This window comes from Pseudomonas serboccidentalis, assembly GCF_028830055.1.
GTDB lineage: Bacteria > Pseudomonadota > Gammaproteobacteria > Pseudomonadales > Pseudomonadaceae > Aquipseudomonas > Aquipseudomonas serboccidentalis.
In genome coordinates this window covers 4461347-4476246 of sequence record NZ_CP101655.1, presented here as the reverse complement: position 1 = coordinate 4476246, position 14900 = coordinate 4461347, and the positions used below count along the sequence as shown (strand labels likewise).

Genomic DNA, 14900 nt, shown 5'->3' with positions numbered 1-14900 from the left:
GGGCGGCGCTAACGTTTCGTTACACCTTAGCGCACCAGCCGATAGCGTGAATCCACTGGCTTGCACTGCGTTGGTTCCGTCGCTGAAAAGATCGCAGCCTTCGGCAGCTCCTACAGGTTTCGCATTCCCCTGTAGAAGCTGCCGAAGGCTGCGATCTTCTGCTTTGTTGTCCTGTTGGTCAGCAATTTGCATTGGCCCTGACCACACACAACAAAATGGAGTTCCAATTCATGCAAATACGTCCGCTGCACAAACTGCTGTGCGCCGCCATCGGTCTGGGGATCAGCCTGAGCGTCAGCGCCGCCGATCCGCTGAAGGTCGGTTTCGTCTACATCGGCCCGATCGGCGACCACGGCTGGACGTATCAGCATGAACAGGGGCGCAAGGCGCTGGCGGAAAAGTTCGGCCCGCAGATCACCACCAATTACGTCGAGAACGTTGCCGAGGGCGCCGACGCCGAGCGGGTAATCCGCAACATGGCCAAGGACAACTATGACCTGATCTTCACCACCTCCTTCGGCTACATGAACCCGACGCTGAAAGTCGCCAAGCAGTTTCCCAAGGTGACCTTCGAACACGCCACCGGCTACAAGCAGGACAAGAACCTCGGCACCTACCTGGCCCGCACCTATGAAGGCCGTTACGTTGGCGGCTTCCTCGCGGCGAAGATGACCAAGACCAAGAAGATCGGCTACGTTGCCTCGTTCCCGATTCCGGAAGTGATCCGCGATATCAACGCCATCCAGCTGGCCCTGAACAAGTACAACCCCGGCACCGAGATCAAGGTGGTGTGGGTCAACTCGTGGTTCGACCCAGGCAAGGAAGCCGATGCCGCCAACGCGCTGATCGACCAGGGCGTGGACGTGGTGTTCCAGCACACCGACAGCCCGGCGCCGATCCAGGCGGCCGAACGGCGTGGCGTGTACGCCGTGGGATACGCCTCGGACATGGCGCACTTCGGCCCGAAAGCGGTGCTGACTTCGATCGTCAACGACTGGGCACCGCACTACATTCAAGCCACGCAAAGCGTGATCGACCACACCTGGAAGTCGCAGGACTACTGGGGCGGGCTGAAGGAAGGCACGGTTGAGCTGCCAATCAGCGACCTGGTGCCGGCCCCGGTGAAAGCCGAGGCCGAACAGATCATCGCCGACATCAAGAGCGGCGCGTTGCAGCCGTTCACCGGGCCGATCAAGGATCAGGCTGGCGTGGAAAAAATCCCGGCGGGCGTGAGCGCGACGAATGCGGAACTGGCGTCGATGAACTATTACGTGGAAGGGATGAAGGCCGAGATGCCGAAGTAACCCTCCTGCCAAAACACAAATCCCCTGTAGGAGTGAGCCTGCTCGTGATAGCGGAGTGTCAGTCGAGATATCTGCATCTGACACTCCGCTATCGCGAGCAGGCTCACTCCTACAATGGCTCTTCAGCGTTCTCAAGGATTGTGCATGAACAGTCTTCCCGTCATCGACATCAGCCCGCTCTACACCAACGACCAAAACGCCTGGCCCGCCGTCGCCGCGCATATCGACCAGGCCTGCCGCGAATGGGGCTTCTTCTACATCAAGGGTCATCCGATCTCCGCTCAGCGCATCGCCGCCCTGCTCGATCACGCGCAGCGCTTTTTTGCGCAACCGGTAGAAGAAAAACTCCAGATCGACATCACCCAGACCCGTCACCACCGTGGCTACGGCGCCATCGCCACCGAGCAGCTCGACCCGGACAAACCCAGCGACCTCAAAGAAACCTTCGACATGGGCCTGCACCTGCCGGCAGATCATCCCGACGTGCTCGCGGAAAAACCGCTACGCGGGCCCAATCGCCATCCGGCGCAAGCAGGCTGGGAGGCGTTGATGGAGCAGCATTACCTCGACATGCAGGCACTCGCGCAAACCCTGTTGCGGGCGATGACGATTGCGCTGGGCATCGAGCGCGATTTCTTCGATTCACGCTTCGTTGAACCGGTCAGCGTGCTGCGCATGATCCACTACCCGCCGCGCCACACCGCCAGCAGCGCCGAGCAGCAAGGCGCCGGGGCACACACTGATTACGGCTGCATCACGTTGCTCTATCAGGACAGCGCCGGCGGCCTGCAAGTAAAGAACGTCAACGGTGAATGGATCGACGCGCCGCCGATTGACAGCACCTTCGTGGTCAATCTCGGCGACATGATGGCGCGCTGGAGCAACGACCGTTATCGCTCGACACCGCATCGAGTGATCAGCCCGCTGGGGGTGGATCGCTATTCGATGCCGTTCTTCGCCGAGCCACACCCGGACACCCGCATCGAATGCCTGCCCGGTTGCCAGGACGCACAGCACCCGGCGAAATATCCGACCACCACTTGCGCGCAATTCCTGCTCTCGCGCTTCGCCGATACCTACGCCTATCGTCGCGAGCAGGAAGCGGTCTGATGGATCGCTTGGTCAGGTTTTGCCAATTGTTTCGGCGAGCATCTGTAGAATGCCGTCATTGCACCTGATGAGAAAAGAATATGTACGACTGGCTCAACGCCTTGCCCAAGGCTGAACTGCACCTGCATCTGGAAGGCTCGCTGGAGCCCGAGCTGCTGTTCGCCCTGGCCGAACGCAACAAGATCGCCCTGCCGTGGAGCGACGTCGAAACCCTGCGCAAGGCCTACGCCTTCAACAATCTGCAGGAATTCCTCGACCTGTATTACCAGGGCGCCGACGTGCTGCGCACCTCCCAGGATTTCTACGACCTGACCTGGGCCTACCTGCTGCGCTGCAAAGCGCAGAACGTGATTCACACCGAACCGTTCTTCGACCCGCAGACCCACACCGACCGGGGCATCCCGTTCGAAGTGGTGCTCAACGGCATCGCCGCCGCACTCAAGGATGGCGAGCAGCAACTGGGCATCACCAGCGGTCTGATCCTGAGCTTCCTGCGCCACCTGAGCGAAGACGAAGCACAGAAAACCCTCGATCAGGCGCTGCCGTTCCGTGACGCATTTGTCGCCGTCGGCCTCGACAGTTCCGAAATGGGCCACCCGCCGAGCAAGTTCCAGCGCGTGTTCGACCGTGCCCGCCACGAAGGCTTCCTGACCGTCGCCCACGCGGGGGAAGAAGGCCCGCCGGAGTACATCTGGGAAGCCATCGACCTGCTGAAAATCCAGCGTATCGACCATGGCGTGCGCGCCATCGAAGACGAACGCCTGATGCAGCGGATCATCGACGAGCAGATCCCGCTGACCGTGTGCCCGCTGTCGAACACCAAGCTCTGCGTGTTCGATCACATGTCGCAGCACAACATTCTCGACATGCTCGAACGCGGGGTGAAGGTCACGGTGAACTCCGATGACCCGGCGTACTTCGGCGGTTACGTCACCGAGAACTTCCATGCGCTGCACGAACACCTGGGCATGACCCAGGATCAGGCCAAGCGCCTGGCGCAGAACAGCCTGGATGCGCGTCTGGTAAAACCGTAAGCCTCAGCGCATAACGCTTTGTAGGAATGAGCCTGCTCGCGATGGCGTTGTGTCAGTCGAAACATCTGTATCTGACACACCGCCATCGCGAGCAGGCTCACTCCTGCAATTGGATTTGTGTTCAGCCGGCGGCTTGGGTTTCAGTCAGCTCCTCCAGCGTCTTGCCGCGCGTCTCCATCCCGAACAGCCACACCACCCCCGCCGCAATCGCAAAGCACAGCGCCCCCAAGGCGAACACCCCGCCCTGCCCGGTTATCGGGAACACCAAGCCGGTCACCAGCGGCCCCAGCAACGAGCCGACACGCCCAATCGCCGAGGCGAAGCCCGAGCCTGTGGCCCGCGCCGAGGTCGGGTACAACTCCGGCGTGTAGGTGTAGAGCACCGCCCACATGCCGAACAGGAAGAACTGCATCAGCAGACCGGTACCGATCAGCAACGCGACGTTGCCGCCGAACACCGCACTCTGACCATAAAGAAACGCCATCACCCCGCCGCCGAGCAAGGTGACGATGCACACCGGCTTGCGCCCCCAGCGTTCGACCAGCCACGCCGCCATCAGAAACCCGGGGATCCCGCCCAGCGAAATCAGCACGGTGTAATACACCGACTGAGTCACGGCAAAACCCGACTGTTGCAGCAACGCGCTGAGCCACGACGTCAGTCCGTAGAAACCGAGCAAGGCGAAGAACCACAGGCTCCAGATCATCGTGGTGCGCTGGCGGTATTGCGGCGACCAGATCTGCTTGAGGGCCGAGAAGAAGTTGCCCGGTGGCGTCACCGTCCGTGGCAAGCGCACCGGCTCAGGCAATGTCGCGACCCCGAGCGATGTGCGCACACGCTGTTCGATCGCGCCCAGTACTTTGTCCGCCGCCTCGTGCCGCCCGGCCTGCTCCAACCAGCGCGGTGATTCGGGGATAAAGAAACGGATCGCCAGAACGAACACCGCTGGCACCGCCAACACCAGAAAGATGTCGCGCCAGCCAATCAGCGGTAACAGGAAGTAGGACAACACACCCGCCGCGACAAAACCCAGCGGCCAGAAACCGTCCATCAACGCGATATAACGCCCTCGCCGCCGGGCCGGAATCAGCTCGGACAGCATCGACTGCGCGATGGGAAACTCCATGCCCATACCGATCCCCAGCAGGATGCGGAACAGCGTCAGGCTCTCGACCGTTTGCGCGGTTGAACACAGGTAACTCGCTACGCCCCACAGAACGATGCTCCACTGGAACACCGGTTTGCGCCCGAAACGGTCGGCGAGCATGCCCGACAGCGACGCCCCCAGCACCATGCCGAAAAAACTCGAACTGGCGAGCAACCCGGCTTGTGCGCTGCTCAAACCGAACTCGCTTTTGATCGAACCGAGCAGGAACGTCATCATCGCCAGGTCCATGGAGTCGAAAAAGAACGCCAGGGCAATGATGATGAAAATGACGCGGTGATAACCGCTGAGCGGCAGCCGCTCCAGTCGTTCTGCCGCGCTGAAGTGTCGCGTCTCCATGGCCCGTCTCCCCCTCCGTAATGTGTGCGGATCGAGTGTGCGGGATAACGGTTCAGCGCACTTTCTGGATACGACCTGTTCGCAGTCACCGGCGACGCCCACGCCCAACTGGCAGCCGGCGAACGCTCTGTTACGCCAACTCCAGCTCGGTTTCCTTGGCAAAACGGTGAATTTCCCGCTGTCCGGCCGGGGTCACCTGCAAGGCACGCGAGTCCTTGGGCAGCGTCAGCCAGCCGGACTGCATGAACAGCTGCAGCAGCGCCGCTCCGAGCGCGCCCCCCAGGTGCGGACGCCGTTCGCTCCAGTCCGGACAGGCGCACGCCACCTGAGCCTTGCGATGGGCCAGGGCCTGGATGAACACGCCCCGGTTGGCCAGTTGCGTCGACCCCTTGAGAGTCACCATGACGCGCTGCTCGATCTGTTCGATCCAGCCGGTATCGAGCAGGCGCTGATACAGATCGGCGGCCAGCGTGCCACCCAGATGGTCATCGCAAAAACGCGCGCGCAACAGCGAAGACGGTGCGGTCTGGGGATTGGCGATCGGTGTCGAGCGCTTGAATACGTGAGGAATGTCGCGCGGTGCACTGGCGATCGTGGCACTGGCCAGCGCTTCGATGGCTGCGGCGATTTCCGGGGCGGCCAGGCGGAAAAAGCGCTTGCGCCCACGGGCCTCGACTTTCAACAGACCGCCGGCGGACAAGCGCCCCAGGTGCGCACTGGCAGACGATGGCGACAACCCTGCCAGCAGCGCCAGCTCCTCGGTCTGGCGGGCCGCGCCATCCATCAACGCCCACATCATCGCACTGCGCTTGGGGTCGGCCAGCAGCGTGGCGATCTGGCTGATGCAAGGTGCATGTTCCATGTATTCACTCCCTGTTGAATCGTATCGTCTACTGCTCGAAGACATCTTGACCAGTAATGTGTCGTCGGCCAAGACGCGTAAAACGCCATCAACCGGAGCAAGGCCGGCCGGTGGTGCAGCACCCGTCAAGGGCGTGTCTGCGGTGTTTGCGCACCGCTGACCCGGCTCTGGAGGAACCGGCCTGATTCGGTCCTGGCCGGTTATCGGTGCAGGTTTGAGGCGGTCGCTAGTATAAGCGGGATGCACGCCGCTTCCTGCGCCGTGGCTGACACGAATGGTGATAGTTCCTGAGTGAAATTTCGCTAATTGCCTGCGACTAATGATCAACTTTCGGGAAATGCGGAAATTGACTACTCAGTTCGGCGCATCGGCTGGCGAGCATTTCCCTTAGAAGGTTCACCGGCTTACTCAATTGTGCGCGATGAGCGCACAACAGATTCAGCGGAGCACGCTCGCACTGCAATTGCGGCAGCAACACCTTGAGACGCCCGGCAAGGACGTCCGCCCCGACATCGAGCCACGACTTGTAGGCGATTCCCGCCCCCGCCACCGCCCACAGCCGCACCACGTCGGCGTCATCACTGAAGCGGTCACCGCTGACGGTCAGGCCGATCTCGCGTTTGCCATCATGAAAACTCCAACGGTCATGCACCCGGCTGCCGAGCATGTACAGCAGGCAATTGTGCTGCGTCAGTTGTTCGAGCTGGCGCGGTTCACCGTGACGCGCCAGGTACGCCGGCGATGCACAAAGCACGCGGCGATTGTCCGGCGCGATAGGCAGGGCCACCAGGCTGGAGTCTTCCGGCTCGCCGTAGCGCAAGGCGATGTCCACCGGCTGGCGGAACAGGTCGGCGATGCGATCACCCAGCAGCAGACGCACCGTCAGCTTCGGATGTTCGCGCTGAAACTCGTCGAGCCACGGCAGCAACAGGTTGCGGCCGAAGTCCGATGGCGCCGACAACTGCAGGATCCCGCAGACCTGATCCTGCGCGCTGGACAGGTAGCGCCGTCCCTCGTCCAGTTGGCTCAAGGCGACGCGGGCGTATTCGAGAAAGCCTTCACCCTCGGCGGTCAGGCGCAGGCTGCGGGTCGAGCGGGCCAGCAGACGGGCGCCCAGTTGCTGTTCGATGCGCTTGAGTGCGGCACTGGCCACTGCAGCAGACATGTCCATGACCCGCGCCGCCGCCGACAGACTGCCCAGATCCGCCGCGCGGACGAACAACTGCAAATCATCGAAACGCAGCATTCTCAGCCTCGATTATCAAAAAATCATTGAAAGAGACTGCTCTTTTAGCCGGTTTTATCGCGCCGAGAAATAGCTAATGATCTGTCCATCGAAATTGATCACGGCTTGAGCCACCGAGCCCTTCTTCTATTACCGTTACGGAGCAAGTCATGAAAGCCATCGCCTATTACGCCTCCCTGCCGATCAGCGACGAAAAATCCCTGCAGGACATCGAACTGCCAGAACCGGTCGCCGGGCCGCGCGACCTGCTGGTGGAAGTCAGAGCCATCTCGGTCAACCCGGTCGATACCAAAGTGCGGCAGAACGTAGCGCCGGAAAACGGCGCGGCGAAAGTGCTGGGCTGGGACGTGGCCGGTGTGGTCAAGGCCGTCGGCAGCGAAGTGACCCTGTTCAAGGCCGGTGACAAGGTGTTTTACGCCGGCTCCATCGCTCGCGCCGGGGGCAACAGCGAGCTGCACGTAGTCGATGAGCGCATTGTCGGCCACATGCCCAAGTCCCTCGGTTTCGCCGAAGCCGCCGCCCTGCCGCTGACCGCCATCACCGCCTGGGAACTGCTGTTCGAGCGCCTGCAGGTCCGCGAAGGCCAAACCGATGAAGGCGAGAGCCTGCTGATCGTCGGCGCTGCCGGTGGGGTGGGCTCGATCCTCACTCAATTGTCCAAGCAGTTGACGGGGCTCAAAGTGATCGGCACCGCGTCCCGCGCGCAAACTCGCGACTGGGTGACGGCGCTGGGCGCCGATCTGGTGATCGACCACAGCCAGCCACTGAGCGAAGAACTCAAACGCGCCGGAATCGACCACGTGACCCACGTCGCCAGCCTGACCCAGACCGAGCATCACCTCGATCAACTGATCGAGGCATTGGCACCGCAGGGCAAACTGGCGTTGATCGACGATCCGAAGTCGCTGGACGTGACCAAACTCAAGCGCAAGAGCCTGTCGCTGCATTGGGAATTCATGTACACCCGCTCGCTGTTCGAAACCCCGGACATGATCGAGCAGCACAACCTGCTCAACCGCGTGGCCGCGCTGATTGATGCGGGAACGTTGAAGACCACCGTGGGCGAGCATTTCGGCACGATCAATGCGGCGAACCTGCGTCGCGCGCACGAGCTGCTGGAAAGCGGCAAGGCCAAGGGCAAAATTGTTTTAGAAAGTTTCTGAGAATCCGAAAGTCGTCATCAGCGCCAGTCTCTCCAAGGGCTGGCGCTGATTTTTGCCGTCAGTCAGATGCTTGATCGTTGTCACAAATCCGATCGTATTCAGGTCTACACTCGAAACCTCTGCGATGCATCTTTTACACAAGGGAGGTCAGCAATGAAGATCCTGATAAAAGAAGTGGCAAAGTCCCAATGGCAGGTTCGTCTGGACCAGCACGCCGTGACATTTCGCAGTGAAGCCGAGGCTCTCGCCTTCACCCGCACCCTCGAAGCGCGCCTGCACGCACCCCATCAGATTCCCCAACCCGGACAGCAACGCGCCGCCGGCTGAGCCATCAGGCTTCGGCCTGTGCTTGCGCCAGCGCCCGGGCATTCTGCAAACGCCGGGTGTACATCGCGACGCTCACCACCAGCAATCCACACAAGCTGATGACGATAGCCATCGGCATGGCACTGCCGTCGTGCAGAATCCCCACCAGTGACGCCGCACCGGACGCCACACTGAACTGCAGACAGCCCATCAGCGCCGAGGCACTGCCGGCGCGTGCACCCTGGCCGTTCATCGCACACGCCGAGGCATTGGGCAGGATGCAGCCGAGGCTGGCGATGCACACGAACAGCGGAATCAACAACGGCCACAACGCCTCGGTGTGCAACGCGCTGACCGCCAGCAAAGTCGCCCCCGCCAACAGATACACCCACACCGCGCGCGCCAGCAAGAACGCCGGACCGCGCTTGGCCAGCAAACGCGCGTTGACCTGAGCCACCAGAATGAAACCCGCTGCATTGGCGCCGAACAGCCAGCCGAAGTGCTCGGCCGGCACGCCGTAGAGTTTGATGAAGACGAACGGTGAACCGGCGATATAGGAAAACATCCCGGCGACCGCGATGCCGCCGGTCAGAGCGTGGCCGAGGAACACCCGGTCGCCGAACAAGCGCCCGTATTGGCGCAGCGCCCCGGACAAGGGTTGGCGCGGCACGTAATCCGGCAGACTTTCCGGCAGGCCGAGCGCCACGGCGAGGCCAGCCAGGGCACTGAAGCCGGTCAGTGCCAGGAAGATCGATTGCCAACCCGTGGTGTTGACCAACAGACCGCCGAGCAGCGGTGCCAGGATCGGCGCCAGGCCCATCACCAGCATCAATTGCGAGAAGACTTTGGCCGAACCGACGGCATCGCACTTGTCACTGACCACCGCCCGGGAAATCACCATCCCCGCACAACCGCCCAAGGCCTGGACGAAGCGTGCACCGATCAGCCACTCCAGATTCGGTGCGTAGGCGCACGCCAGCGAGGCCAGCGTGAACAGGCCGACGCCGACGAGCAGCGGCACACGCCGACCGAAACGGTCGGCCACCGGGCCATACAGCAACTGCCCGATCGACAGGCCAGCGAAATACGCTGCCAGTGTCAACTGAACGTGTTTTTCATCGGTGCCAAAGGCCAACGCCATCGACGGGAACGCCGGCAAATAGAAGTCGATCGCCAGCGGACCGAAGGCGCTCAGGGCACCGAGAATCAGAATGGTACGGAAGTTCATCAGGCATCCAGGTGGGATTGAAGTCGGCAGCCCGACAGTCTAGCCGCGCCGGGACGCCTTGAACATTCCGATAGCTCGCTAACTATTAGAAAGTCAGACGAACTGCACTGTGGAGCTTGCCTGCAAAGATCAAAAGATCGCAGCCTTCGGCAGCTCCTACTGGAGCCACACCAATACCTTGCAGGAGCTGCCGTAGGCTGCGATCTTTTTGCTTTTGATCATCCGGCCAATTTTACCTGGTAGCCCTCTTCGCTGATGACCTCGATCACCTGCTCGGGGCTGAGCGAACTCTCGACGCCGACTTCGTTGGCCGCCAGATCAACCCGTACGCTGGCTGCCGGATCCTTGGCCTGCAGCGCATTGGTGATGGCTTTGACACAGTGACCGCAGGACATGCCTTGAACGTTGAACACTTGCATGGATTGACTCCTTTGAGTGAGGTTGCCGGCAGTGTCGAGCTTGCCACCATGGCAAGGTCAAGTTCTGCAAAAAACTGCCGGGCTGGCATTCGGCGTCGCGCTCAGCCAAGCTGCGCGCATCAATGACTCAAATTCAGGAGATTCAGCCATGCGCTGGTCAGCTTTCAGCCTGTTTGGCTTGCTCAGCCTCTTTGCCGCCCTGCCCCAGGCCAATGCGACCGGTGAGGACTACGCGGTTCTGATCATCTCGCGCGAGCGCCTGGAAGTGCCGACGTCCTGCGAGATCGGCGTGTACATTCAGGACCAGTTTGCCGGGCGCCTGCTGCAGGAGCAGTCCACCTCGTTCAACCTGCAACATGGCACGTTTTCCATACGCCTGAAGCTTGAGCCGAGTCAGGTCCCGGGTTGCAAGCCAGGCATGCTGGCACCACCGGCTCAGGAAATCACACTCAAGGCCGGAGACGTGGTGAAGTACCGGATCGCGGCATCTGCCAAAGGTATGTACCTGCGACCTGCCGCCCTCGAATATTGAGTCGCCAGTAAAAGATCGCAGCCTTCGGCAGCTCCTACAGGTGGGATTGCATTCCAATGCAGGAGCTGCCGAAGGCTCGGGCAGCGATCGTCCGATCTTTTGCGCTTGACCTTGCCCGCATGGCAAGGTTGATCCTTGTAGGTATCTACTACAGGGAGTACGACCGATGTCCGATTCCATCACTTTCGATCTGCCGATTGCCGGCATGACCTGCGCCAGTTGCGCCGGGCGTGTCGAGCGGGCGTTGAGCAAAGTCAGCGGTGCCAGTGCCGTGAGCGTCAATCTCGCCACCGAGCGGGCCCGCGTCCAGGCCCCCGGCGACAGCTTGCCGGCGTTGATGGAGGCGGTGGAGCACGCCGGTTACAGCGTACCGCAGCAGACTGTCGAGTTGAGCATCGAGGGCATGACCTGCGCCTCCTGCGTTGGCCGTGTCGAACGCGCCCTGAACAAAGTCCCCGGTGTTAAAAGCGTCAGCGTCAACCTCGCCAACGAACGCGCGCACCTCGAATTGCTCGGTCAGGTCGATCCACAGTCGCTGCTCGACGCCGTGAGCAAGGCCGGTTACTCGGCCAGCGTCTGGCAAGCCGAACATCCCGCCAACGATAACCAGCAACAACGCCTGCAACATGAGCGCTGGGCGCTGATCTGCGCGATCGCCCTGGCCTTGCCGCTGGTGTTGCCGATGCTGCTGCAACCGTTCGGCATTCACTGGATGCTCCCGGCCTGGGTGCAATTCGCCCTTGCCACGCCGGTGCAGTTCATTTTCGGTGCACGTTTCTATGTCGCCGCGTGGAAAGCCGTGCGCGCCGGGGCCGGCAACATGGACTTGCTGGTCGCCCTCGGCACCAGCGCCGGTTATGGCCTGAGCCTGTACGAATGGGCGACCGCTGCCGGGCGCATGCCGCATCTGTATTTCGAAGCGTCAGCCGTAGTGATCGCCCTGGTGCTGCTCGGCAAATACCTCGAAAGCCGCGCCAAACGCCAGACTGCCAGCGCCATTCGCGCGCTCGAAGCCTTGCGCCCGGAACGGGCGATTCAAGTAATCGACGGCCGCGAGCAAGATGTGGCGATCAGCGCCCTGCGCCTGAACGATCAGGTCTTGGTCAAACCCGGCGAACGCTTCCCGGTGGACGGCGAAGTGCTGGAAGGCCAGAGCCACGCTGACGAAGCGCTGATCAGCGGCGAAAGCCTGCCGGTACCGAAACAGCCCGGCGACAAGGTCACTGGCGGTGCGATCAACGGTGAAGGTCGTCTGCTGGTGCGCACCACCGCCCTCGGCGCAGAAACTGTGCTGTCGCGGATCATCCGGCTGGTGGAAGACGCCCAGGCGGCGAAAGCGCCGATCCAGAAACTGGTGGATAAAGTCAGCCAGGTGTTCGTGCCCACCGTGTTGCTGATTGCTCTCGCCACCCTGATCGGTTGGTGGCTGTACGGCGCGCCGATGGAAACCGCGTTGATCAACGCGGTCGCCGTGCTGGTGATCGCCTGTCCGTGCGCCCTCGGCCTCGCCACCCCGACGGCGATCATGGCCGGCACTGGCGTGGCGGCGCGCCACGGCATTCTGATCAAGGACGCCGAAGCGCTGGAACGCGCCCATGAAGTCGACAACGTAGTCTTCGACAAGACCGGCACCCTGACTTCCGGCACCCCGCGCATCGCGCATTTCAGCGCAGTGAATGGCGACGAAAATACCCTGCTGACACTGGCCGGTGCCCTGCAGCGCGGCAGCGAGCATCCACTGGCCAAAGCGGTGCTGGACGCGGCTGCCGAGCGCGCCCTGAGTGTGCCGGATGTCAGCGACAGCCAATCCCTGACCGGCCGAGGCATTGCCGGCAATCTTGAGGGTCGGCGTCTGGCGCTGGGCAACCGGCGCTTGCTGGAAGAAAGCGGTTTGAGCACCGGCAACCTCGCCGAGTCCGCCAAGGCCTGGGAAAGCGAAGGCCGGACCTTGTCGTGGCTGATTGAGCAAAGCCCTGAACCGCGTGTGCTCGGGTTGTTCGCCTTCGGTGACACACTCAAGCCCGGCGCACTGCAAGCGGTGCAGCAACTGGCCGCCCGAGGTATCCACAGCCATCTGCTGACCGGCGACAACCGCGGCAGCGCAAAAGTGGTCGCCGAAGCCCTGGGCATCCAGAACGTGCACGCCGAGGTGCTGCCGGCCGACAAAGCCGCCACCGTCGCCGAACTGAAGAAAACCGGTGTGGTGGCCATGGTCGGCGACGGCATCAACGACGCCCCGGCACTCGCCGCAGCGGACATCGGCATTGCCATGGGCGGCGGCACCGACGTGGCGATGCACGCGGCCGGCATCACCTTGATGCGCGGCGATCCACGGCTGGTACCGGCGGCGCTGGAGATCAGCCGCAAGACCTACGCGAAAATCCGCCAGAACCTGTTCTGGGCCTTCGTCTACAACCTGATCGGCATTCCACTGGCAGCGTTCGGCTTCCTCAACCCGGTACTGGCCGGCGCGGCGATGGCGCTGTCGAGCGTCAGCGTGGTGAGCAATGCGCTACTGTTGAAAACCTGGAAACCGAAGGATCTGGAGGAGCACCGATGAACATCGGCCAAGCAGCCCGGCACAGTGGCCTTAGCGCGAAAATGATCCGCTATTACGAGTCGATCGGTTTGCTCAAGGCGGCCCATCGTACCGACAGCGGCTACCGGATTTACGGCGACGACGATCTGCACACGCTGGCGTTCATCAAGCGCTCGCGGGATCTGGGGTTCTCGCTGGAGGAGGTCGGCAAGTTGCTGACCCTCTGGCAGGATCGCCAACGCGCCAGTGCCGATGTGAAGGCCCTGGCCCGTCAGCACATCGACGAGTTGAATCAGAAGATCCGCGAACTCGGCGAGCTACGCGACACCTTGCAGGACCTGGTCGAGCACTGTCACGGCGACCAGCGCCCCGATTGCCCGATCCTCAAGGAACTGGCGTCGGGCTGCTGCGCGCAACCCGCTCGCGCCTGAGCGCCAGCCCCTTCACCGTCAACAAGGTGCCGAGCGGGATGCCGTGGAACAACAGGACCACGGCACCCGGCGTCCACCAGCCATAGAACGACGCGGCAATCAGCATACCGATGCCGAACCCGGTCATTTGCAACAAGGTCAGGAAGCTGAAGATCGGCAGGCGCAGATGCTCCGGTTCGCGTTGCAGGCGCGACATCAGGCCGACCTCGGAAAAACCGTCACCCAACCCCGCCGGCAATGAAAAGAGCAACAGACCATAGAGACTGTGCTGCTGGAACATCAGGATAAAACCGCAGGACATCAACGCCACGCCAAAGAAAAACCGGCGCTCCAGATGGCGGTTGTCCGAGCCTTCGAGGCGACTGGCAATCCGCGCACCAAGCAGTTTGCCGCTGGCCCACACCGCCAGCATCAGGCCCAGCGTAGTGCTGGCCGAATCGGGCGTCAGCAGTCTGGAAATGATCGGGAACCCGACGTTGTGCGCAGCGCTGCCCAGAGTGTCGGCCATGGTTACGGCGAGCATCGCCGCGACCACCGGAGCACTGCGCAGGCCCTGCCGGAGGGCAGACCATTCGCCCTGTTCGCTGGCCGATTGTACGTTGATTACTGATGCGTCGAAGCGCAATGGTGCGATCAACAGCGCCGCCAGCAAATAGGTCAGCGCGTTGAGCGCGAACACTGTTTCGAAACCGAATGCCGCCACCAGCAAACCAGAGACCAGGCTGCCACCGACCATCGCCGCCGATGACGCAGAGGTGATCCAGGCATTGGTTTTCAACAACTGCGCCGGTTCGATCAATCGCGGCAACTGGCTGTTGAGGCCGATGGCGAACATCGAGTTGCCAAAACCCAGGCCGAAGGCGATCACCGGCAACAGCAAGGCCTGCTGACTGACCGGCAGGATCAATAACCCGCCGAGCAGCGCCGCGCGCAACAGATCGAAGGCGATCAGCGGCACCCGGCCATTCCAGCGCCGATAGAATCGCGTGCTGACCAGACTGGCAAAAATCCCCCCGCCGACACGGCTGGCCAGAAAGATCCCGACGCTCATGGCGCTGTTGCTCAGCAGGTAGACGTAAGTCGCCAGCGCGACCATGTTGAGGAAGGCACCGAAGTCGGAGATCAGCCGAGCGGTGACAATAAGGCGAGCGTTCACATTCAATCCTTGAGTGTGCGGGGGCTGACAAGATCCCACACGCACTTCCAGAACACCACAACCCCT

The 14900-nt window shown here is 62.0% G+C and carries 14 protein-coding genes; 8 read left to right on the top strand and 6 right to left on the bottom strand.

Annotation, left to right across the window (positions count from 1 at the left end; translation table 11 throughout):
- Positions 1-230 precede the first annotated feature (230 nt).
- The 3 genes from NN484_RS20405 to NN484_RS20395 all read left to right on the top strand — a co-directional run bounded on the left by NN484_RS20405 (position 231) and on the right by NN484_RS20395 (position 3448).
- Positions 231-1304: a BMP family ABC transporter substrate-binding protein gene (locus NN484_RS20405; RefSeq protein WP_215501394.1), complete on the top strand. Its 1074-nt coding sequence runs from the start codon at positions 231-233 to the stop codon at positions 1302-1304.
- A gap of 144 nt (positions 1305-1448) precedes the next feature.
- Entirely contained in the window at positions 1449-2414 is a 966-nt protein-coding gene (locus tag NN484_RS20400; protein WP_274657736.1) for a 2-oxoglutarate and iron-dependent oxygenase domain-containing protein, read from the top strand.
- An 80-nt stretch (positions 2415-2494) separates the two neighbouring features.
- Positions 2495-3448, top strand: coding sequence for an adenosine deaminase (locus NN484_RS20395; RefSeq protein WP_003221371.1), 954 nt, complete (start codon positions 2495-2497; stop codon positions 3446-3448).
- A gap of 121 nt (positions 3449-3569) precedes the next feature.
- Here NN484_RS20395 and NN484_RS20390 read toward each other — a convergent pair whose 3' ends face one another.
- From NN484_RS20390 to NN484_RS20380, 3 genes are all read right to left on the bottom strand, one after another.
- Positions 3570-4952: an MFS transporter gene (locus tag NN484_RS20390; protein ID WP_127649190.1), complete on the bottom strand. Its 1383-nt coding sequence runs from the start codon at positions 4950-4952 to the stop codon at positions 3570-3572.
- Positions 4953-5082: 130 nt separating this feature from the next.
- Positions 5083-5814, bottom strand: coding sequence for an ArsR/SmtB family transcription factor (locus NN484_RS20385; protein ID WP_127649188.1), 732 nt, complete (start codon positions 5812-5814; stop codon positions 5083-5085).
- Positions 5815-6130: 316 nt separating this feature from the next.
- Positions 6131-7060, bottom strand: a complete 930-nt coding sequence (locus NN484_RS20380; protein ID WP_127649186.1) for a LysR family transcriptional regulator — start codon at positions 7058-7060, stop codon at positions 6131-6133.
- A 149-nt stretch (positions 7061-7209) separates the two neighbouring features.
- Here NN484_RS20380 and NN484_RS20375 point away from each other — a divergent pair, with 149 nt between their 5' ends.
- Positions 7210-8223 (top strand): zinc-binding alcohol dehydrogenase family protein, encoded by a 1014-nt coding sequence (locus NN484_RS20375; RefSeq protein ID WP_274657735.1) that lies wholly within the window; start codon positions 7210-7212, stop codon positions 8221-8223.
- A 153-nt stretch (positions 8224-8376) separates the two neighbouring features.
- A complete protein-coding gene (locus NN484_RS20370) occupies positions 8377-8550 on the top strand; it encodes a hypothetical protein (RefSeq protein ID WP_164747848.1) in 174 nt (57 codons plus the stop codon).
- Between the two features lie 4 nt (positions 8551-8554).
- On the opposite strand, the gene NN484_RS20365 is transcribed toward NN484_RS20370, so the two are convergent.
- Positions 8555-9757, bottom strand: a complete 1203-nt coding sequence (locus tag NN484_RS20365; RefSeq protein ID WP_127649182.1) for a multidrug effflux MFS transporter — start codon at positions 9755-9757, stop codon at positions 8555-8557.
- Between the two features lie 218 nt (positions 9758-9975).
- On the bottom strand, positions 9976-10176 hold the full coding sequence (locus NN484_RS20360) for a heavy-metal-associated domain-containing protein (RefSeq protein ID WP_127649180.1): 201 nt from the start codon (positions 10174-10176) through the stop codon (positions 9976-9978).
- 148 nt (positions 10177-10324) lie between these two features.
- On the opposite strand from NN484_RS20360, the gene NN484_RS20355 reads away from it, so the two are divergent.
- The 3 genes from NN484_RS20355 (at position 10325) to cueR (ending at position 13678) form a co-directional block, all read left to right on the top strand.
- Positions 10325-10708, top strand: coding sequence for a hypothetical protein (locus tag NN484_RS20355; protein WP_127649178.1), 384 nt, complete (start codon positions 10325-10327; stop codon positions 10706-10708).
- A 166-nt stretch (positions 10709-10874) separates the two neighbouring features.
- Positions 10875-13268, top strand: a complete 2394-nt coding sequence (locus NN484_RS20350; RefSeq protein WP_274657734.1) for a heavy metal translocating P-type ATPase — start codon at positions 10875-10877, stop codon at positions 13266-13268.
- Positions 13265-13678 carry a Cu(I)-responsive transcriptional regulator gene (gene cueR / locus NN484_RS20345; protein WP_127649174.1) on the top strand — a complete coding sequence of 138 codons (414 nt, stop codon included), beginning with the start codon at positions 13265-13267 and terminating at the stop codon, positions 13676-13678. Before NN484_RS20350 ends, cueR begins: the two co-directional genes overlap by 4 nt.
- Here cueR and NN484_RS20340 read toward each other — a convergent pair.
- Entirely contained in the window at positions 13632-14834 is a 1203-nt protein-coding gene (locus NN484_RS20340) for an MFS transporter (protein ID WP_274657733.1), read from the bottom strand. The genes cueR and NN484_RS20340 overlap by 47 nt on opposite strands.
- Between the last annotated feature and the right edge of the window lie 66 nt (positions 14835-14900).

Bases quoted from the DNA above. Each gene is read 5' to 3' on its own strand.
- NN484_RS20395 (WP_003221371.1), top strand. From the start codon at position 2,495: ATGTACGACTGGCTCAACGCCTTGCCCAAGGCTGAACTGCACCTGCAT.
- NN484_RS20405 (WP_215501394.1), top strand. From the start codon at position 231: ATGCAAATACGTCCGCTGCACAAACTGCTGTGCGCCGCCATCGGTCTG.
- cueR (WP_127649174.1), top strand. From the start codon at position 13,265: ATGAACATCGGCCAAGCAGCCCGGCACAGTGGCCTTAGCGCGAAAATG.
- NN484_RS20400 (WP_274657736.1), top strand. From the start codon at position 1,449: ATGAACAGTCTTCCCGTCATCGACATCAGCCCGCTCTACACCAACGAC.
- NN484_RS20375 (WP_274657735.1), top strand. From the start codon at position 7,210: ATGAAAGCCATCGCCTATTACGCCTCCCTGCCGATCAGCGACGAAAAA.
- NN484_RS20380 (WP_127649186.1), bottom strand. From the start codon at position 7,060: ATGCTGCGTTTCGATGATTTGCAGTTGTTCGTCCGCGCGGCGGATCTG.
- NN484_RS20365 (WP_127649182.1), bottom strand. From the start codon at position 9,757: ATGAACTTCCGTACCATTCTGATTCTCGGTGCCCTGAGCGCCTTCGGT.
- NN484_RS20370 (WP_164747848.1), top strand. From the start codon at position 8,377: ATGAAGATCCTGATAAAAGAAGTGGCAAAGTCCCAATGGCAGGTTCGT.
- NN484_RS20390 (WP_127649190.1), bottom strand. From the start codon at position 4,952: ATGGAGACGCGACACTTCAGCGCGGCAGAACGACTGGAGCGGCTGCCG.
- NN484_RS20385 (WP_127649188.1), bottom strand. From the start codon at position 5,814: ATGGAACATGCACCTTGCATCAGCCAGATCGCCACGCTGCTGGCCGAC.
- NN484_RS20355 (WP_127649178.1), top strand. From the start codon at position 10,325: ATGCGCTGGTCAGCTTTCAGCCTGTTTGGCTTGCTCAGCCTCTTTGCC.
- NN484_RS20360 (WP_127649180.1), bottom strand. From the start codon at position 10,176: ATGCAAGTGTTCAACGTTCAAGGCATGTCCTGCGGTCACTGTGTCAAA.
- NN484_RS20350 (WP_274657734.1), top strand. From the start codon at position 10,875: ATGTCCGATTCCATCACTTTCGATCTGCCGATTGCCGGCATGACCTGC.